The sequence below is a fragment of the Streptomyces purpurogeneiscleroticus genome, assembly GCF_020024005.1.
In the GTDB taxonomy this organism is placed as follows: domain Bacteria; phylum Actinomycetota; class Actinomycetes; order Streptomycetales; family Streptomycetaceae; genus Streptomyces; species Streptomyces purpurogeneiscleroticus.
Genome location: NZ_NHSG01000203.1, coordinates 1 through 18,598, shown reverse-complemented (window position 1 = coordinate 18,598; position 18,598 = coordinate 1). Strand labels below are relative to the sequence as shown.

The 18,598-nt window shown below is 70.4% G+C and carries 18 protein-coding genes; 1 reads left to right on the top strand and 17 read right to left on the bottom strand.

Annotated elements, in window-relative coordinates; genetic code table 11:
* Positions 1 to 125 precede the first annotated feature (125 nt).
* The 13 genes from metK to pyrR form a co-directional block, all read right to left on the bottom strand.
* The gene (gene metK / locus CCS38_RS13205; protein WP_030251563.1) at positions 126 to 1,334 is read right to left on the bottom strand and encodes a methionine adenosyltransferase; all 1,209 of its coding nucleotides are present in this window, start codon (positions 1,332 to 1,334) and stop codon (positions 126 to 128) included.
* Between the two features lie 240 nt (positions 1,335 to 1,574).
* Complete coding sequence (gene coaBC, locus CCS38_RS13200) at positions 1,575 to 2,783, bottom strand: bifunctional phosphopantothenoylcysteine decarboxylase/phosphopantothenate--cysteine ligase CoaBC (protein WP_223733433.1); 1,209 nt, start codon at positions 2,781 to 2,783, stop codon at positions 1,575 to 1,577.
* Between the two features lie 135 nt (positions 2,784 to 2,918).
* Entirely contained in the window at positions 2,919 to 3,191 is a 273-nt protein-coding gene (gene rpoZ, locus CCS38_RS13195) for a DNA-directed RNA polymerase subunit omega (protein ID WP_006382157.1), read from the bottom strand.
* Between the two features lie 52 nt (positions 3,192 to 3,243).
* Positions 3,244 to 3,849, bottom strand: coding sequence for a guanylate kinase (gene gmk / locus CCS38_RS13190; protein ID WP_078649466.1), 606 nt, complete (start codon positions 3,847 to 3,849; stop codon positions 3,244 to 3,246).
* 39 nt (positions 3,850 to 3,888) lie between these two features.
* Positions 3,889 to 4,212 carry an integration host factor gene (locus CCS38_RS13185; protein WP_223733432.1) on the bottom strand — a complete coding sequence of 108 codons (324 nt, stop codon included), beginning with the start codon at positions 4,210 to 4,212 and terminating at the stop codon, positions 3,889 to 3,891.
* Positions 4,213 to 4,437: 225 nt separating this feature from the next.
* A complete protein-coding gene (gene pyrF, locus CCS38_RS13180) occupies positions 4,438 to 5,274 on the bottom strand; it encodes an orotidine-5'-phosphate decarboxylase (RefSeq protein WP_223733431.1) in 837 nt (278 codons plus the stop codon).
* On the bottom strand, positions 5,271 to 6,395 hold the full coding sequence (locus CCS38_RS13175; protein ID WP_223733430.1) for a quinone-dependent dihydroorotate dehydrogenase: 1,125 nt from the start codon (positions 6,393 to 6,395) through the stop codon (positions 5,271 to 5,273). Before CCS38_RS13175 ends, pyrF begins: the two co-directional genes overlap by 4 nt.
* Positions 6,396 to 6,458: 63 nt before the next feature.
* Positions 6,459 to 9,767, bottom strand: a complete 3,309-nt coding sequence (gene carB, locus CCS38_RS13170; RefSeq protein ID WP_223733429.1) for a carbamoyl-phosphate synthase large subunit — start codon at positions 9,765 to 9,767, stop codon at positions 6,459 to 6,461.
* A complete protein-coding gene (gene carA, locus CCS38_RS13165; RefSeq protein WP_223733428.1) occupies positions 9,760 to 10,902 on the bottom strand; it encodes a glutamine-hydrolyzing carbamoyl-phosphate synthase small subunit in 1,143 nt (380 codons plus the stop codon). Before carA ends, carB begins: the two co-directional genes overlap by 8 nt.
* A complete protein-coding gene (locus tag CCS38_RS13160) occupies positions 10,899 to 11,498 on the bottom strand; it encodes a PH-like domain-containing protein (protein WP_223733427.1) in 600 nt (199 codons plus the stop codon). The genes carA and CCS38_RS13160 overlap by 4 nt, the downstream gene beginning before the upstream one ends.
* Entirely contained in the window at positions 11,495 to 12,781 is a 1,287-nt protein-coding gene (locus tag CCS38_RS13155) for a dihydroorotase (RefSeq protein WP_223733426.1), read from the bottom strand. The genes CCS38_RS13160 and CCS38_RS13155 overlap by 4 nt, the downstream gene beginning before the upstream one ends.
* Positions 12,782 to 12,783: 2 nt before the next feature.
* Positions 12,784 to 13,758 carry an aspartate carbamoyltransferase catalytic subunit gene (locus tag CCS38_RS13150; protein WP_223733425.1) on the bottom strand — a complete coding sequence of 325 codons (975 nt, stop codon included), beginning with the start codon at positions 13,756 to 13,758 and terminating at the stop codon, positions 12,784 to 12,786.
* Positions 13,759 to 13,852: 94 nt separating this feature from the next.
* Positions 13,853 to 14,428: a bifunctional pyr operon transcriptional regulator/uracil phosphoribosyltransferase PyrR gene (pyrR, locus tag CCS38_RS13145; protein WP_223733424.1), complete on the bottom strand. Its 576-nt coding sequence runs from the start codon at positions 14,426 to 14,428 to the stop codon at positions 13,853 to 13,855.
* 221 nt (positions 14,429 to 14,649) lie between these two features.
* Between pyrR and bldD the strand changes: the two genes are divergently transcribed.
* Positions 14,650 to 15,150: a transcriptional regulator BldD gene (gene bldD / locus CCS38_RS13140; RefSeq protein ID WP_030251597.1), complete on the top strand. Its 501-nt coding sequence runs from the start codon at positions 14,650 to 14,652 to the stop codon at positions 15,148 to 15,150.
* 392 nt (positions 15,151 to 15,542) lie between these two features.
* Here bldD and nusB read toward each other — a convergent pair whose 3' ends face one another.
* From nusB to CCS38_RS13120, 4 genes are all read right to left on the bottom strand, one after another.
* Positions 15,543 to 15,971 (bottom strand): transcription antitermination factor NusB, encoded by a 429-nt coding sequence (gene nusB, locus CCS38_RS13135; RefSeq protein WP_223733423.1) that lies wholly within the window; start codon positions 15,969 to 15,971, stop codon positions 15,543 to 15,545.
* 2 nt (positions 15,972 to 15,973) lie between these two features.
* Positions 15,974 to 16,540 carry an elongation factor P gene (gene efp, locus CCS38_RS13130; protein ID WP_223733422.1) on the bottom strand — a complete coding sequence of 189 codons (567 nt, stop codon included), beginning with the start codon at positions 16,538 to 16,540 and terminating at the stop codon, positions 15,974 to 15,976.
* Between the two features lie 68 nt (positions 16,541 to 16,608).
* The gene (locus CCS38_RS13125) at positions 16,609 to 17,727 is read right to left on the bottom strand and encodes an aminopeptidase P family protein (protein ID WP_372457058.1); all 1,119 of its coding nucleotides are present in this window, start codon (positions 17,725 to 17,727) and stop codon (positions 16,609 to 16,611) included.
* 136 nt (positions 17,728 to 17,863) lie between these two features.
* Positions 17,864 to 18,598, bottom strand: a 735-nt coding sequence (locus tag CCS38_RS13120; RefSeq protein ID WP_223733420.1) for an AAA family ATPase, incomplete at its 5' end; no start/stop codon positions are given.

Below are 18,598 nucleotides of genomic sequence, written 5' to 3'. Positions count from 1 at the left end.
TGCTCACACCCTCAGTCTTAGCAGACCGCACTGACAGTGGCCGCGGGGCACGGGGCGGGCCGGAAACGCCTCCGGGCCCGTACCGCAGCTGCGGTACGGGCCCGGAGGCAGGAAGTGCGGGTGGCTTACAGACCCGCGGCCTTGCGGAGGGCGTCGACGCGGTCCGTGCGCTCCCACGTGAAGGCATCCAGCTCGCGGCCGAAGTGGCCGTACGCGGCGGTCTCGGCGTAGATCGGGCGGAGCAGGTCGAGGTCGCGGATGATCGCGGCCGGGCGGAGGTCGAAGACCTCGCTGATGGCCTGCTCGATCTTCTCGACGTCGACGGTGGCGGTGCCGAAGGTCTCCACGAAGAGACCGACCGGCTCGGCCTTGCCGATCGCGTAGGCGACCTGGACCTCGCAGCGCTGGGCCAGGCCCGCGGCCACGACGTTCTTCGCGACGTAGCGCATGGCGTACGCGGCGGAGCGGTCGACCTTGGACGGGTCCTTGCCGGAGAAGGCGCCGCCGCCGTGGCGGGACATGCCGCCGTAGGTGTCGATGATGATCTTGCGGCCGGTGAGGCCCGCGTCACCCATCGGGCCGCCGATCTCGAAGCGGCCGGTCGGGTTCACCAGGAGGCGGTAGCCCTCGGTGTCGAGCTTGATGCCGTCCTCGATGAGCTGGTTGAGGACGTGCTCGACGACGAACTCGCGGATGTCGGGAGCGAGCAGCGAGTCCAGGTCGATGTCCGAGGCGTGCTGCGAGGAGACGACCACGGTGTCCAGGCGGACCGCCTTGTGACCGTCGTACTCGATGGTGACCTGGGTCTTGCCGTCGGGACGGAGGTACGGAATGGTGCCGTTCTTCCGGACCTCGGACAGGCGCTTGGACAGCCGGTGCGCGAGGTTGATCGGGAGCGGCATCAGCTCCGGGGTCTCGTCGCAGGCGTACCCGAACATCAGGCCCTGGTCGCCGGCGCCCTGCTTGTCCAGCTCGTCCTCGTCGCCCTCGACCCGCTTCTCGTAGGCGGTGTCGACACCCTGGGCGATGTCCGGGGACTGCGCGCCGATCGATACGGAGACACCACAGGAAGCGCCGTCGAAGCCCTTCTTGGAGGAGTCGTAACCGATCTCCAGGATCTTGTTCCGCACGAGGGTGGGGATGTCGGCGTAAGCCTTCGTGGTCACCTCGCCGGCCACGTGCACCAGGCCGGTGGTGATCAGCGTCTCAACGGCGACCCGGGACGCCGGGTCCTCCTTCAGGAGCGCGTCGAGGATGGTGTCGCTGATCTGGTCAGCGATCTTGTCGGGGTGGCCCTCGGTGACGGACTCCGAGGTGAACAGGCGGCGGGACACATCGCTCCCTGGGGTTGCAGCGGCTGCTGTCTGATCATTGACGGACCGGCCGAGAGCTGCGCTCGGCGCGATCCACGGCCAGTTTATCGGTCGGGCGTCCCGTTCGGGCACGCAGTCTCGTTCTGTGGATGCGCCGTGACCAGGGACACCCTGCCATCCGGCCCCGGGACACCGCTCAACGGTAAACCGCAACAACGGCATTTGCGATGGCCGACGGGCCGGAATGGACTCATCGAGTGATCAGGAAATTCGCTCGGCGACCAGGTCCCAGACCGTGTCGGCCAGGGCCTCCTTGGGCCCGTGGGGCACGGGGGTCTCGGTACCGTCGGCGGCCAGCACGACCGCCTCGTTCTCGGCCGAGCCGAAGGTCTTGTGCTCCCCGACCTCGTTGACGACGAGCAGGTCACAGCCCTTGCGGGCAAGTTTTTGCCGGCCGTTCGCCAGAACGTCATCCGTCTCAGCGGCGAACCCGACGACGATTTGCCCGGGGCGCGCCCGGTCGGCGGAGATTTCCGCGAGAATGTCGGGATTGCGCACCAGCTCGATCGGCGGCTGCTCCACGTCGTCCCGCTTCTTGATCTTGCCGGGGGCGTACTGGGCCGGGCGGAAATCGGCCACGGCGGCCGCCATGACCACGGCGTCGGCGTCGGCCGCCGCCTTCAGTACCGCCTCGCGCAGCTGGACGGCCGTACCGATGCGGACCACGTCCACGCCCGCCGGATCGGGCAGCCCGGTCTCCCCCGTGACCAGCGTCACGCGGGCGCCGCGCGCCACGGCCGTACGGGCCAGCGCGTATCCCTGTTTCCCGGAGGAACGGTTGCCCAGGTACCGGACGGGGTCCAGCGGCTCGCGGGTGCCGCCGGCGCTGACCACGACGTGCCGGCCCGCGAGGTCCGCGGTGACCGCCTCGGGGCCGCGCGCCAGCACCCGGCGGCAGACCTCGAAGATCTCAGCCGGGTCGGGGAAGCGGCCCTTGCCGGTGTCGACGCCGGTCAGGCGGCCCACGGCGGGCTCGATCACGATCGCGCCGCGGCGGCGCAGGGTCGCGACGTTCTCCTGGGTGGCCGGGTGCTCCCACATCTCGGTGTGCATCGCCGGGGCGAAGATCACCGGGCAGCGGGCGGTGAGCAGCGTGTTCGTCAGCAGGTCGTCGGCGAGGCCGTGGGCCGCCTTGGCCAGCATGTCGGCGGTACAGGGAGCCACCACGACCAGGTCGGCACCCTGGCCGATGCGGACGTGCGGGACCTCGTGCACGGACTCCCAGACCTCGGTGGAGGCCGGGTTCCCGGAGAGCGCGGCCCAGGTCGCCTCGCCCACGAAGTGCAGCGCGGAGGCCGTGGGCACCACGCGGACGTCGTGCCCGGACTCGCTCAGCCGCCGCAGCAGCTCGCACGCCTTGTACGCGGCGATTCCGCCGCTGACCCCCAGGACGACCTTGGGCTTGTCCATCGTCTTCGCTGCTCCCCGAGCCAGGGCGCCCCTGCGCCGAACACCTGCGTGCACTTGTGCGTGTACGTACCCATGACACACCAAGGGCCCGGCAATTGCGTTGCCGGGCCCTTGGTGAAGAAAACGCTCGCGGCCTTACTGGGCCGGGCCCTCCACGGCCTCGGAGGTCAGCAGACCCGCGTTGATCTCGCGCAGCGCGATCGAGAGGGGCTTCTCGTGGACGTGGGTGTCCACCAGGGGGCCGACGTACTCGAGCAGGCCCTCGCCGAGCTGCGAGTAGTACGCGTTGATCTGGCGCGCACGCTTCGCGGCGTAGATCACGAGGCTGTACTTCGAGTCGGTGGCCTCGAGAAGCTCATCAATCGGCGGGTTGATGATGCCCTCGGGCGTTGAGATGGAAGAGGACACTCTCTGCCTTCCGAAGGGGTTGATCAGGGAATTTCCGGAAAAGTACAGAAGGTCATTCTCCGGAGTTATTCAGCATCAAGGCTAGCAGCTCACGGGAGACGTCCTCGACGGAGGTGTTGACGAGCGTCTCGTCGAACTCCTTCTCGGCGGCCAGCTCGACGCGCGCGGCCGCCAGCCGGCGCTCGATCACCTCGGCCGACTCCGTGCCCCGCCCGGTGAGCCGGCGGACCAGCTCCTCCCAGCTCGGCGGGGCCAGGAAGACCAGCCGCGCCTCGGGCATGGACTCACGGACCAGCCGGGCGCCCTGGAGGTCGATCTCCAGGAGGACCGGCTCGCCCGCCGCCAGGTGGTCCAGGACCGCCTGGCGCGGGGTGCCGTAGCGGTTTCCCGCGAATTCCGCCCACTCCAGCAGCTCACCATTGGCGATCAGCTTGTCGAATTCCTCGTCGTCGACGAAGAAGTACTGAACGCCGTGCCGCTCGCCGGGACGCGGCTTACGGGTGGTGGCCGACACCGAGAGCCATACCTCGGGGTGGACCTTGCGCATATGGGCGACGACCGTGCTCTTGCCGACCCCGGAGGGGCCGGAGAGCACGGTCAGCCGCGGTTGTCTGTCCGGGGTTGCCGGGGTCGCCCCCCGGGAGACTGCAGAACTCATGCAGCGATTATTCCAGCTTCCCGGGGATGCCCGGGCACCTCAGGAAGCGGCGTTGCCGAACTCACGCTCAAGAGACGCGATCTGGTTGGAGCCGAGACCGCGCACGCGGCGGCTCTCGGAGATGCCGAGCCGCTCCATGATCTGCTTGGCGCGGACCTTGCCCACGCCGGGCAGGGACTCAAGGAGGGCGGAGACCTTCATCTTGCCGATGACGTCGTTCTCCTGGCCCTGCTTGATGACGTCGTGGAGGGAAGCACCGGAGTGCTTGAGCCGATTCTTGACCTCGGCGCGCTCCCGGCGAGCCGCGGCGGCCTTCTCGAGCGCGGCTGCGCGCTGTTCAGGGGTAAGGGGCGGAAGAGCCACGCCTACGTCACCTCGGATGTCGAACTGTCGGATACGGACCGGTGTGGAACCTAGTCGCCCCGCACCTGCGGAGCAACGAACAACGCGCTTACGTGCGGTGCTCTCGTCGGAGACTAGCGGGCGAGGGCGCCAGAGTCAGCGAGAACAGACGAAAAGTCCTGGTCAGCCTCTGCCGACCAGGACATTTCGGTACCAAACCACCGGGGAAAATGCCGGTGGCTGTCACTAACCGACCGCTGCGGCCACATCCTCGGCGAACCGAGCCGCCGCATCGCGCAGACCTGCGGCGTCCGGACCGTGACGCAGAACACCCCGGCTGACGCTCGGGACCACATTGCGCACAGCGGCCCCGAAGACCTCCGGAAGGTCCGCGGGGGTCGCTCCATGCGCACCGATACCGGGAGCGAGCAGCGGCCCGTTCACGGCGAGGTCGTACGAGGACAGATCGCCCAGCGTCGCGCCCACGACGGCCCCGAAGGAGCCCAGGGGCTCGGCGCCCGCGTTCTCCTCCTTGAGGTGGGCGAGCATGGTGGCTCCGATGGTGGTGCCGTCGGCCCGTACGGCGTGCTGTACCTCCTGGCCCTCGGGGTTGGAGGTCAGCGCCAGCACGAAGAGGCCGCAGCCGTTCTCCTTGGCCAGGTCCACGGCCGGCTTCAGGGAGCCGTAGCCCAGGTAGGGGCTGACGGTGAGCGCGTCGGAGAAGAGCGGGCTGTCCTTGCCGAGGAAGGTGTCGGCGTACGCGGCCATGGTGGAGCCGATGTCGCCGCGCTTGGCGTCCATGAGGACCAGCGCGCCCCGCTCCCGGGCCTCGGCGACGGCGGTCTCCAGTACGGCGATGCCCCTGGACCCGAAGCGCTCGAAGAACGCGGCCTGCGGCTTGAAGACCGCGACGGTCTCGCCGAGCGCCTCGACGACGGTCCGGGTGAACCGGGCCAGGCCCGCGACGTCGTCGTTCAGGCCCCAGTCGGCCAGCAGCGAGGCGTGCGGGTCGATGCCGACGCAGAGCGGGCCGCGCTCGTCCATGGCGCGGCGCAGGCGCGCGCCGAAGGGCTGCTGAGTCATGAGGTCACCTTCTGGTGCTCGGCGCCGACGGCCTCGGCGAGGGTGGCGTACGGGCTCGTGGCCAGGCGCGCGGCCAGCCCCTTGTGGATGGCGCGGCACCAGAAGGGGCCCTCATAAATGAAGGCGCTGTAGCCCTGGACGAGGGTGGCGCCGGCCAGAATGCGCTGCCAGGCGTCCTCGGCGTTCTCGATGCCGCCGACCCCGATGAGGGTGATGCGGTCGCCGACGCGGGCGTACAGGCGGCGCAGCACTTCGAGGGAGCGCTCCTTGACCGGGCGGCCGGAGAGCCCGCCGGTCTCCTGGACGAGCGCGGGGTCGGACTTCAGGCCCAGGCCCTCGCGGGCGATGGTGGTGTTGGTGGCGATGATGCCGTCCAGGCCCAGCTCCAGGGCGAGGTCGGCGACCGCGTCGACGTCCTCGTCGGCCAGGTCGGGCGCGATCTTGACGAGGAGGGGCACGCGGCGGTCCGTGACCGTGCGGTCCGCGGCCTCGCGTACGGCCGAGAGCAGCGGGCGCAGGTGGTCGACGGCCTGGAGGTTGCGCAGGCCGGGGGTGTTCGGCGAGGAGACGTTGACGACGAGGTAGTCGGCGTGGCCGGCCAGCCGCTCGGTCGAGGTCACGTAGTCGCCGACGGCCTCGGACTCCGGTACGACCTTGGTCTTGCCGATGTTGACGCCCAGCGTCGTCCGGCTGTGCTTATTACCGAGACCCGCCTTGCGGGCCGCCAGACGGGCCGCCACGGCCGCGGAGCCCTCGTTGTTGAACCCCATGCGGTTGATGAGCGCGCGGTCCTTCACGAGGCGGAAGAGGCGCTTCTTGGGGTTGCCGGGCTGCGGCTGCGCGGTGACCGTGCCGATCTCGACGTGGTCGAAGCCGAGCATGGTCATGCCGTCGATCGCGACGGCGTTCTTGTCGAAGCCGGCGGCGAGCCCGAAGGGGCCGTGCATCCGGCGCCCCAGGGCCTCGACGCGCAGCTCCTTGTAGCGCGGCGCGAGCACGGCGGCGACGAAGGTCCGCAGGACGGGGACGCGGGCGGCCAGCCGGATCCAGCCGAAGGCCAGGTGATGAGCCTGCTCGGGGTCCATCCGCTTGAAGATCAGGTTGAAGAACAGCTTGTACACAGGAATGTCCTCATGGGAGAGGGGGACACCGTGGTCCGGTGTCCCCCTCGATCGGCCGGCTGCTTAGTCGCGCGCCGCGGTCAGGTGCTCCGCGTGCTCCTGGAGGGAGCGCACGCCCACCTCGCCGCGGGAGACCGCCTCGATGCCCTGGACGGCGGCCGCGAGGGCCTGGACCGTGGTCAGGCAGGGCACGGAGCGGGCCACCGCCGCCGTACGGATGTCGTAGCCGTCGAGGCGGCCACCCGTGCCGTACGGGGTGTTGACGATCAGGTCGACCTGGCCGTCGTGGATGAGCTGGACGATGGTCTTCTCGCCGTTCGGGCCCTCGCCCTCGGACTGCTTGCGCACGACCGTGGCGTTGATGCCGTTGCGCTTGAGCACCTCGGCCGTGCCGGAGGTGGCCAGCAGCTCGAAGCCGTGCTGGACCAGCTCGCGGGCCGGGAAGATCATCGCGCGCTTGTCGCGGTTGGCGACGGAGACGAACGCGCGGCCCTTCGTGGGCAGCGCGCCGTACGCGCCGGCCTGCGACTTGGCGTACGCCGTGCCGAAGACCGAGTCGATGCCCATGACCTCGCCGGTGGAGCGCATCTCCGGGCCGAGGACGGTGTCGACGCCGCGGCCCTGCATGTCGCGGAAGCGCGACCAGGGCATCACGGCCTCCTTGACGGAGATCGGCGCGTCCATCGGGAGCGTGCCGCCGTCGCCGGTCTTCGGGAGCATGCCCTCCGCGCGCAGCTCGGCGATGGTCGCGCCCAGCGAGATGCGGGCCGCGGCCTTGGCGAGCGGTACCGCGGTGGCCTTCGAGGTGAAGGGCACGGTACGGGAGGCGCGCGGGTTGGCCTCCAGGACGTACAGGATGTCCCCGGCCATCGCGAACTGGATGTTGATCAGGCCGCGGACGCCGACGCCCTTGGCGATGGCCTCCGTGGAGGCGCGCAGCCGCTTGATGTCGAAGCCGCCGAGGGTGATCGGGGGCAGCGCGCAGGCGGAGTCGCCGGAGTGGATGCCGGCCTCCTCGATGTGCTCCATGACGCCGCCGAGGTAGAGCTCGGTGCCGTCGTAGAGCGCGTCGACGTCGATCTCGATGGCGTCGTCGAGGAAGCGGTCGATCAGGACCGGGTGCTGGTCGATGAGACCGGCGTGGCGCAGGAGGTACTCGCCGAGCGAGGGCTCGTCGTAGACGATCTCCATGCCGCGGCCGCCGAGCACGTAGGACGGGCGCACCATGACCGGGTAGCCGATCTCGGCGGCGATCTTCTTCGCGTCGTCGTACGAGAAGGCGGTGCCGTACTTGGGCGCGGGCAGGCCGGCCTCGGTGAGCACGCGGCCGAAGGCGCCGCGCTCCTCGGCGAGGTCGATGGCCTCGGGCGAGGTGCCGACGATCGGCACGCCGTTGTCCTTCAGGGCCTGCGCGAGGCCCAGCGGGGTCTGGCCGCCGAGCTGCACGATGACGCCCGCGACCGGGCCGGCGGCCTGCTCGGCGTGCACGATCTCCAGCACGTCTTCGAGGGTGAGCGGCTCGAAGTACAGGCGGTCGGAGGTGTCGTAGTCCGTCGAGACGGTCTCCGGGTTGCAGTTGACCATCACGGTCTCGTAGCCCGCGTCGCTGAGCGCGAAGGAGGCGTGGACGCAGGAGTAGTCGAACTCGATGCCCTGGCCGATGCGGTTCGGGCCGGAGCCCAGGATGATCACCGCGGGCTTCTCGCGCGGCGCGACCTCGGTCTCCTCGTCGTACGAGGAGTAGAAGTACGGCGTCTTCGCGGCGAACTCGGCGGCGCAGGTGTCGACCGTCTTGTAGACCGGGCGGACGCCGAGCGCGTGCCGGACCTCGCGGACGACGTCCTCGCGCAGCTCGCGGATGCCGGCGATCTGGGCGTCGGAGAAGCCGTGCCGCTTGGCCTCGGCGAGGATCTCGGGGCCGAGCTTGTCGGCGGCCGCGATCTCGTCGGCGATCTCCTTGATCAGGAAGAGCTGGTCGACGAACCACGGGTCGATCTTCGTGGCGTCGAAGACCTCCTGCGGGGTCGCCCCGGCGCGGATGGCCTGCATGACGGTGTTGATCCGGCCGTCGGTCGGGACCTGCGCCTTGGCCAGCAGCTCGGCCTTGTCACCGGGGTCGCCGGTGAAGACGAAGGAGCTGCCCTTCTTCTCGGTCGAGCGCAGCGCCTTCTGCATGGCCTCGGTGAAGTTACGGCCGATGGCCATGGCCTCGCCGACCGACTTCATGGTCGTGGTCAGCGTGGCGTCGGCGGCCGGGAACTTCTCGAAGGCGAAGCGCGGCACCTTGACCACGACGTAGTCGAGCGTGGGCTCGAAGGACGCCGGGGTCTTCTCGGTGATGTCGTTGGGGATCTCGTCCAGCGTGTAGCCGACGGCGAGCCGGGCCGCGATCTTGGCGATCGGGAAGCCGGTGGCCTTCGAGGCGAGCGCGGAGGAGCGGGAGACGCGCGGGTTCATCTCGATGACGATGACCCGGCCGTCCACGGGGTTGACCGCGAACTGGATGTTGCAGCCGCCGGTGTCCACGCCGACCTCGCGGATGATCGCGATGCCGACGTCACGCAGGATCTGGTACTCGCGGTCGGTCAGCGTCATCGCGGGCGCGACGGTGATCGAGTCGCCGGTGTGCACGCCCATCGGGTCGAAGTTCTCGATGGAGCAGACGACCACGACGTTGTCGTTCTTGTCGCGCATCAGCTCCAGCTCGTACTCCTTCCAGCCGAGGATGGACTCCTCCAGGAGCACCTCGGTGGTCGGGGAGAGCGTGAGGCCCTGGCCCGCGATGCGGCGCAGCTCCTCCTCGTTGTGCGCGAAGCCGGAGCCGGCGCCGCCCATGGTGAAGGAGGGGCGGACGACGACGGGGTAGCCGCCGAGCTCCTCGACGCCCTTCATGACGTCGTCCATGGAGTGGCAGATGTACGAGCGCGCGGACTCGCCGTGGCCGATCTTCTTGCGGACCTCCTCCACGACCTCCTTGAACAGGTCGCGGTCCTCGCCCTTGTTGATCGCCTCGACGTTGGCGCCGATCAGCTCGACGCCGTACTTCTCCAGGACGCCCTGCTCGTGCATGGAGATCGCGGTGTTCAGCGCGGTCTGGCCACCGAGGGTCGGCAGCAGCGCGTCGGGGCGCTCCTTCGCGATGATCTTCTCGACGAACTCGGGGGTGATCGGCTCGACGTACGTGGCGTCGGCGATCTCCGGGTCGGTCATGATCGTCGCCGGGTTGGAGTTCACCAGGATGACGCGGAGGCCCTCGGACTTGAGGACGCGGCACGCCTGGGTACCGGAGTAGTCGAACTCGGCGGCCTGGCCGATGACGATCGGGCCGGAGCCGATGACCAGGACGGACTGGATATCGGTGCGCTTAGGCACGCTGGCCCTCCATCAGGGATACGAAGCGGTCGAACAGGTAGGCGGCGTCGTGCGGGCCGGCCGCCGCTTCGGGGTGGTACTGGACGCTGAAGGCCGGCCGGTCGAGGAGCTGGAGCCCCTCCACCACGTTGTCGTTCAGGCAGACGTGGGAGACCTGGGCGCGGCCGTAGGGGGTGTCGGAGACCTTGTCGAGCGGCGCGTCCACGGCGAAACCGTGGTTGTGCGCGGTGACCTCGACCTTGCCGGTGACGCGGTCCTGCACCGGCTGGTTGATGCCGCGGTGGCCGTACTTCAGCTTGAAGGTGCCGAAGCCGAGCGCGCGGCCCAGGATCTGGTTGCCGAAGCAGATGCCGAAGAGCGGGGTCTGCCGCTCCAGCACGGCCTGCATCAGCGCGACCGGGTGCTCGGCCGTGGCCGGGTCGCCCGGACCGTTGGAGAAGAACACGCCGTCCGGGTTCACCGCGTAGATGTCCTCGACGGTGGCGGTGGCGGGCAGGACGTGCACCTCGATGCCGCGCTCGGCCATGCGGTGCGGGGTCATGCCCTTGATGCCGAGGTCGATCGCGGCGACGGTGAACTTCTTCGTACCGATCGCCGGGACGACGTACGCCTCTTCGGTGGCGACCTCGGCGGAGAGGTTCGCGCCCTTCATCTCGGGGGCCTGGCGGACCTTCTCCAGCAGCGTGCCCTCGTCGGGCAGCGCGTCGCCGGAGAAGATGCCGACGCGCATCGCGCCGCGCTCGCGCAGGTGGCGGGTGAGCGCGCGGGTGTCGACGCCGCTGATGCCGACGACGCCCTGGGCGGCGAGCTCGTCGTCCAGGGTGCGGACGGAGCGCCAGTTGGAGGGCACCCGGGCGGGGTCGCGGACGACGTAGCCGGAGACCCAGATCTTCTTGGACTCGGGGTCCTCGTCGTTGACGCCGGTGTTACCGATGTGCGGGGCGGTCATGACGACCACCTGGCGGTGGTAGGAGGGGTCGGTCAGGGTCTCCTGGTAGCCGGTCATGCCGGTGGAGAACACCGCCTCGCCGAACGTCTCCCCCACGGCCCCATAAGCACGGCCGCGGAAGCTGCGGCCGTCCTCCAGGACGAGTACGGCGGGAACCTTCTCGGTTCCCCTGGTGGAGGTCGTCATCGTGCGCCTTCCGTTTCGGTGGTCGTGCTGATCAGCGCCTCGTTGCGCTGGATGGTCTCGTTGATTGCGGTCACCCACGCGGGGTGCTCGGCGGCCCGGTCGGAGCGGAAACCGGAGTCGATCTCCTTCTCGCCCAGCCGCCAGGTGATCACCAGCAGGCCGCCCTCGGGCAGGACCTTGCCGGCGATGCCCTTGTCCAGGCGGGCGCCGCGCAGATCGGCGGCGGGGACGAAGAAGTCCTGCGCCCCGGGCCGTACGACGTCCACGCCCTGGTCCGTGAGGGTGACCTCGGCGCGGCTGCGGGTGCCGAGCCCGCGCGCCACGATCCGGTCGAGCCACTGCCCCGCGGTGGTGGAGCCGTGGTACCGGCCGCTCATCGTCAGCCGCGGCTCGCCGGGTGCCTCAGGGGTCTGCGGAAGCTCGGGCAGGTCGCCCTGGAGCGTGCCGCGCCACTTCCAGCCCTCGCGCATCAGCCAGTACAGCAGCGCGACGAAGAGCAGCAGGCCGACGACCCAGCCGATCCGCGCGGGCCAGTTGGTGACCTCCGCGGACTGCTGCTCGGCAGCCAGGGAGATCAAGGTCAGATGAGGTGTCACGCCAGCTTCCCGTCCACGACCGTTGCCCGGCCCCGCAGGAAGGTGTGGGTCACGCGGCCCGGCAGCTCACGGCCCTCGTACGGGGTGTTCCGGCTGCGGGAGGCGAACCCTGCGGGGTCCACAGCTCCACGGTAAGCCGAATCGACCAGCGTGAGGTTGGCGGGCTCACCGACCGAGACGGGGCGGCCGTGGCCCTCCAGGCGGCCGATGACCGCGGGCCGGAAGGACATCCGGTCGGCGACCTGCGCCCAGTCCAGCAGGCCGGTGTCGACCATCGTGTGCTGGATCACGGAGAGGGCGGTCTCCAGGCCGACCATGCCCATGGCCGCCGCGCCCCACTCGCAGTCCTTGTCCTCGTGCGGGTGCGGGGCGTGGTCGGTGGCGACGCAGTCGATCGTGCCGTCGGCCAGCGCCTCGCGCAGCGCCATGACGTCGCGCTCGGTGCGCAGCGGCGGGTTGACCTTGTAGACCGGGTTGTACGTGCGCACCAGCTCGTCGGTGAGGAGGAGGTGGTGCGGGGTGACCTCGGCGGTCACGTCGATGCCGCGGGACTTGGCCCAGCGGATGATCTCGACGGAGCCGGCGGTGGAGAGGTGGCAGATGTGCACGCGGGAGCCGACGTGGTCGGCGAGGAGCACATCGCGGGCGATGATCGACTCCTCGGCGACGGCGGGCCAGCCGCCCAGGCCCAGCTCGGCGGAGACGATGCCCTCGTTCATCTGGGCGCCCTCGGTGAGGCGCGGCTCCTGGGCGTGCTGCGCGACGACGCCGTCGAACGCCTTCACGTACTCCAGGGCGCGGCGCATGATCACCGCGTCGTCGACGCACTTGCCGTCGTCGGAGAAGACCCGGACGTTCGCGGCGGAGTCGTGCATGGCGCCCAGCTCGGCGAGCTTCTTGCCCTCCAGGCCGACCGTGACGGCGCCGACGGGCTGCACGTCGCAGTAGCCGGACTCCTTGCCGAGCCGCCAGACCTGCTCGACGACCCCGGCGGTGTCGGCGACCGGGAAGGTGTTCGCCATGGCGTGCACGGAGGTGTACCCGCCGACCGCGGCGGCCTTCGTACCGGTCAGCACCGTCTCGGAGTCCTCGCGGCCCGGCTCGCGCAGGTGGGTGTGGAGGTCGACCAGGCCCGGCAGCAGGATCTTGCCGTCCGCCTCGATCACCTCGGCGCCCTCGGCGCTGAGCCCGTTCCCCACCTCGGTGATGGTCTCGCCGTCGATCAGCACGTCCTGCGCCTCGCCACCGAGGACCTTCGCGCCGCGGATAAGGATCTTGCCCATGGTTACTTGCTCTCCTCGGTGCGAGTGGTGCTGGTCGTGAGGGCCGGCTCGTTGCCGCCCAGAAGCAGGTACATGACCGCCATGCGGATGCTGACACCGTTGGTGACCTGCTCCACGGCGGTGCAGCGCGGCGAGTCGGCGACCTCGGCGGTGATCTCCATGCCGCGGTTCATCGGGCCCGGGTGCATGACGACGGCGTGCTCGGGCATCCGGGCCATCCGGTCGCCGTCCAGGCCGTACCGGCGGGCGTACTCGCGCTCGGTCGGGAAGAACGCGGCGTTCATCCGCTCCCGCTGGACGCGCAGCATCATGACCGCGTCGGACTTGGCGACCACGGAGTCCAGGTCGTACGAGACCTCGCAGGGCCAGTTCCCGACGCCGACCGGGATGAGCGTGGGCGGCGCGACGAGCGTGACCTCGGCGCCCAGCGTCGTCAGCAGGTGGACGTTGGAGCGGGCGACGCGGCTGTGCAGGATGTCGCCGACGATCGTGATGCGGCGGCCGTTCAGGTCGCCCTCGCCGCCCGCCAGCCGGCGGCGCATCGTGAAGGCGTCCAGGAGGGCCTGGGTGGGGTGCTCGTGGGTGCCGTCGCCGGCGTTGATGACCGAGCCGCCGATCCAGCCGGAGGTGGCCAGGCGGTGCGGCGCGCCGGAGTCGTGGTGCCGTATGACGACGGCGTCGGCGCCCATCGCCTCCAGGGTCAGCGCGGTGTCCTTCAGCGACTCGCCCTTGGAGACGGACGAGCCCTTGGCGGAGAAGTTGATGACGTCCGCGGAGAGGCGCTTGGCGGCGGCCTCGAAGGAGATCCGTGTACGGGTGGAGTCCTCGAAGAAGAGGTTGACGACGGTGCGCCCCCGCAGGGTGGGGAGCTTCTTGATCGGCCGGTCGGCGACCCGGGCCATCTCCTCGGCGGTGTCGAGGATCAGGACGGCGTCATCGCGCGAGAGATCGGCGGCCGAGATGAGGTGGCGCTTCATCCGGGTATCTCCGTGAGTGAGGCAGGTGTACGGGAATGTCCGTCGAGCGGGCATGGGTACGCACCCGGGCACACCGGGTCCGTATCGGGATGCGCTAGCGCTCGCCGGCCGAGGTGGTCTGCTTGACGCCGAGCAGCACGGCGTCCCGGCCGTCCTCCTCGGCGAGCTGGACCTTGACCGTCTCCCGCAGCGACGTGGGGAGGTTCTTTCCGACGTAGTCGGCGCGGATCGGCAGCTCGCGGTGGCCCCGGTCGACCAGGACGGCGAGCTGCACGGCGCGCGGCCGGCCGATGTCGTTCAGGGCGTCCAGCGCGGCACGGATCGTGCGGCCCGAGAAGAGCACGTCGTCGACGAGGAGGACCACGCGGCCCTCGATGCCGTCACCGGGGATGTCGGTGCGCGCGAGCGTGCGGGCGGGGCCCAGCCGCAGGTCGTCGCGGTACATCGTGATGTCCAGCGAGCCGACGGGGACTGCGCGGCCGGTGATCTCTTCGAGCTTGGCGGCGAGCCGGCGGGCAAGGAAAACGCCGCGGGTGGGGATGCCGAGCAGGACCACATCCTCGGCGCCCTTGGCGCGCTCCACGATCTCGTGGGCGATGCGGGTCAGCATGCGCGCGATGTCCGGGCCTTCCAGAACGGGGCGCGCCGGAGTCGCAGGTGTTGCGTCCATACGAAACGGACCTCCTTCTCCGCCTCACGGGACGGACCTTAAAGGACGTCGGATTTACCGCATTCACGGTACCAGGGGCCCAGCCATCGGCCGTAAGCACCCCTGGCGGTCAGCGGTATGCCTCATTCGGCTTGACGAAGCCAAATTACGCTGCGTAACCTCACAGTGAGTTACCAGTCCGCGGCGGAGCCGCATATCGACACAGTTGTCTGGGGAGCTTTATGTCCAGCGAATACGCTAAACAGCTCGGGGCCAAGCTCCGTGCCATCCGCACCCAGCAGGGCCTCTCCCTCCACGGTGTCGAGGAGAAGTCCCAGGGCCGCTGGAAGGCCGTGGTGGTGGGCTCGTACGAGCGCGGCGACCGCGCCGTGACCGTGCAGCGCCTCGCCGAGCTGGCCGACTTCTACGGCGTGCCTGTGCAGGAGCTCCTCCCGGGCACGACCCCGGGCGGCGCCGCCGAGCCGCCGCCGAAGCTGGTGCTGGACCTGGAGCGGCTCGCCCACGTCCCGCAGGAGAAGGCCGGACCGCTGCAGCGGTACGCCGCGACGATCCAGAGCCAGCGCGGTGACTACAACGGCAAGGTCCTCTCGATCCGGCAGGACGACCTCCGCACGCTCGCGGTCATCTACGACCAGTCCCCCTCGGTCCTCACCGAGCAGCTGATCAGCTGGGGCGTCCTGGACGCCGACGCGCGCCGCGCGGTCCAGCACGAGGACCTCTGAGCCCGGCGGGCCCAAAGCAGAAACGAAACGCCTCGGGGCGGGAGCCAGGACGGCTCCCGCCCCGAGGCGTTGTCGTACCGGCCGGAGGCGTTGTCGTACCGGCCGGCGGGCCGGGCAGTCACCGCCCGCAGTCCACAGGGGCCCGGGACGGCCCCTCAGAGGGCGTGCGCCGTCGCGGGACGGAGCACTACAGGCGCAGCACGCCCGCGCGTTCGGGGCGCGCGCTCACGGGCGGTGAGCGAGCGGCGAGCGGGGGCCGAACGGGCCGACGAGCAGGCACCGGGCGCGGGCCGGAGCCCGCAAGAACGACACCGGGCCCGGAGGCGGAAGCGGCAGAACCGTCTTCCGTCTCCGGGCCCGGTGGATGCGTGCGGGACCTGGCGGGGCGACCGTCAGGACCGGCGCAGGCTCGGCTTCATGTCCTTCAGGCGGCCGAGCATGCCGTTCACGAAGGACGGCGAATCGTCGGTGGAGAACTCCTTGGCCAGCTGCACGGCCTCGTCGATCACGACCGCGTCAGGGGTCGCGTCCACCCAGATGAGCTCATAGGCGCCGAGCCGCAGGATGTTGCGGTCGACGACCGGCATCCGGTCGAGCGTCCAGCCGACCGCGTACGTGGCGATCAGCTCGTCGATGCGCTCGACGTGGTCCGCGTACCCCTCGACCAGTTCGAGGGTGTACTCGTTGACCGGGGGCTGCCGGGGGTCGGTCCGGGCGTGCCGCATCCAGTCCGCGAGCACGGTCTGCACATCGGCGCCGCGCTGGTCGGCCTCGAAGAGGATCTGGAAGGCGCGCTTACGGGCCTTGTTACGGGCAGCCACGGTTAGCTGTTCACCCGACCGAGGTACTCGCCGGAGCGGGTGTCGACCTTGATCTTCTCACCCGTGGTGATGAAGAGCGGGACCTGGATCTCGTAACCGGTCTCCAGCTTGGCGGGCTTGGTGCCACCGGTGGAGCGGTCACCCTGGACGCCCGGGTCGGTGTGCTCGATGACGAGCTCGACGGCGGCGGGCAGCTCGACGTAGAGGACCTCGCCCTCGTGCTGCGCCACGACGGCCTCGAAGCCCTCGAGGAGGAAGTTGGCGGCGTCACCGACGGCCTTGCGGTCGACGTGCAGCTGGTCGTACGTGTCCATGTCCATGAAGACGAAGTAGTCGCCGTCCATGTACGAGAACTGCATCCCGCGCTTGTCGACGGTAGCCGTGTCGACCTTCACGCCGGCGTTGAAGGTCTTGTCCACCACCTTGCCGGAGAGCACGTTCTTCAGCTTGGTACGGACGAAGGCCGGGCCCTTGCCGGGCTTGACGTGCTGGAACTCGACAACGGACCACAGCTGGCCCCCTTCGAGCTTGAGCACCATGCCGTTCTTGAGGTCGTTCGTGGATGCCACGGTTGCGGTATCTCCTGGACTGCAGGTGGTGGGGACCCGGAAGACGCACGCTCCGAGCCCGTCAAGGCTCAGAGGGCGAGCAGCTCCTTGGTCGTGATCGTGAGTAGCTCTGGCCCGCCGTCCGCCTCGGGGCGGACGACGAGTGTGTCGTCGATCCGGACGCCGCCGCGGCCCGGGAGGTGTACCCCGGGATCGACGGTGACCGGCACGCAAGCGTCCAGTTTACCCATGGCCGCAGGTGACAGCTGAGGGTCCTCGGCGATTTCGAGCCCGACGCCGTGTCCGGTCCACGGTCCGAGGCCCTCTTCGTGGCCTCCGGAGGCCAGCACCTGGCGGGCCGCGCGGTCCACTTCGCGGCACTCGACGCCGGGTGCCAGCGCCTCCCGGCCGGCCCGCTGGGCTGCGAAGACAAGGTCGTACAGCTCGATCTGCCAGTCGGCGGGCGTGGTGCCGATGACGAACGTACGGCCGATCTCGCAACGGTATCCGCGGTAGTCGGCGCCCAGGCTCACGGTGAGAAAATCGCCCTCCTCGACCCGGCGGTCGGTGGGCAGATGGCCCGGACGGCCGGAGTGCGGGCCGGTGGCGACGGAAGTCGGAAAGGCCGGGCCGTCCGCGCCGTGGTCGACGAGCCGGCGCTCCAGCTCCAGCGCGAGATGGCGTTCGGTACGGCCCACGAGGATCGATTCGAGCAGCTCGCCGAGGGCCTGGTCGGTGATCTCGGCCGCGATCCGCAGACAGGCGATCTCGTCCTGGTCCTTGACCAGCCGCTGTGCCTCCACCGCGCAGCCCAGGTCCGCCAGGCGCAGCTCGGGCGCGACGGAGCGCAGCGCGCGGTGGCGCGCCACGGTGAGGTGGTGCTCCTCCACGGCGAGCGCCACGGCGCCGGACTTGGCGGCGAGGTCGGCGGCGGCGACGGTCGGGTCGCCGGTGTGCGCGGGCAGCAGGCTGATCCGGAGGTCCTCGGCGGGTCTGCCCTCCGAAGGGTCGCCGGTGGGCGCGCTGGGGCACAGCAGCGTGTCCCCGCCGTCGTGCAGCAGCAGGGCCGCGCCGCGCGGGGCGCAGCCGGTGAGGTAGCGGATGTTGGCGGGGCTCGAAACGAGTGCCGCGGCGGTGTCGGTCGCGCCCGCGCCGGTGCCGACCGCTGCGTAGCGGTCACGCAACCGGGCGCGTCGGGTTGCGTACATGTCTGGCATGTACCGAGCGTACGGGTGCGATGGGACTCGCGCGCTTCGAGCGCGTCTGTGGGGGTTTCGGGGCTGCTGTGGAGCGGGCGGCCGCGCCCTCGCGGGGCGGCCGCCCGGCACCGGGCCGGTCAGCCGGTCACCAGGCCGGCGGGCTGGCGAGGCTGCGGGCCACGACCTCGTCGAGCATCCGGGCCGTGGTCGCCACGTCGTGGCTGGAGTTGTCGATGATCGGCAGGCCCGAGCTGTACCAGCCGGCCATCCGGCCGTGGATGCGGGCGACCTCTTCGTCGGTCAGCCGGCGGTTGCCGCTGCGCTGGGCGTTCCGCTCCAGGACGATCTCCAGGCCGGGCAGGAGCACGACGGGCAGCAGCCCCGGGCCCACGTGCCGCTTCCAGCCGCCGAGGCCGACGACCGGGCGGTCGGGGAAGACGGCGTCGTCGAGGATGCAGGAGATGCCGTTGGCGAGGAAGTTGCGCGCGGCGAAGCCGCAGGTTCGGCGGGCCAGGCGGTACTGCGCCTCGGAGTGGTCGTTCCAGCCCTGCTGGGGGTCGGCGAACCCGGACCGCACCCATTCGCGTACGTCGTCCAGGCTGATGTGCGCCGTGGGCACCCGGCGGAGGTCGGCCCAGTGCCGGGCGACGCTGGTCTTGCCCGCGCCCGCGGGGCCGATGAGCAGCACCGCGACGGCGGTGTGCGCGGCGTCGGGGACCGTGCCGGGCGGCGGGGTGGGCAGCGCGACGGGGTTGCCGTCGGGCAGCCGGATGTGGCCCGTGGACTCCGGACGCGGCGTCTGCTGCGTACCGGCCCAGCCCGCGGGCGCGCCCTGCGGGCTGGGCCGGTACGCAGCAGACGCCGCGTCCGGAGTCCACGG

Excerpts from the sequence above, each read along its gene's own strand:
- coaBC (WP_223733433.1), bottom strand. The coding sequence starts at position 2,783 with ATGGACAAGCCCAAGGTCGTCCTGGGGGTCAGCGGCGGAATCGCCGCG.
- gmk (WP_078649466.1), bottom strand. The coding sequence starts at position 3,849 with ATGAGTTCTGCAGTCTCCCGGGGGGCGACCCCGGCAACCCCGGACAGA.
- pyrF (WP_223733431.1), bottom strand. The coding sequence starts at position 5,274 with ATGACTCAGCAGCCCTTCGGCGCGCGCCTGCGCCGCGCCATGGACGAG.
- carA (WP_223733428.1), bottom strand. The coding sequence starts at position 10,902 with ATGACGACCTCCACCAGGGGAACCGAGAAGGTTCCCGCCGTACTCGTC.
- CCS38_RS13155 (WP_223733426.1), bottom strand. The coding sequence starts at position 12,781 with ATGGGCAAGATCCTTATCCGCGGCGCGAAGGTCCTCGGTGGCGAGGCG.
- CCS38_RS13150 (WP_223733425.1), bottom strand. The coding sequence starts at position 13,758 with ATGAAGCGCCACCTCATCTCGGCCGCCGATCTCTCGCGCGATGACGCC.
- pyrR (WP_223733424.1), bottom strand. The coding sequence starts at position 14,428 with ATGGACGCAACACCTGCGACTCCGGCGCGCCCCGTTCTGGAAGGCCCG.
- bldD (WP_030251597.1), top strand. The coding sequence starts at position 14,650 with ATGTCCAGCGAATACGCTAAACAGCTCGGGGCCAAGCTCCGTGCCATC.
- CCS38_RS13125 (WP_372457058.1), bottom strand. The coding sequence starts at position 17,727 with ATGTACGCAACCCGACGCGCCCGGTTGCGTGACCGCTACGCAGCGGTC.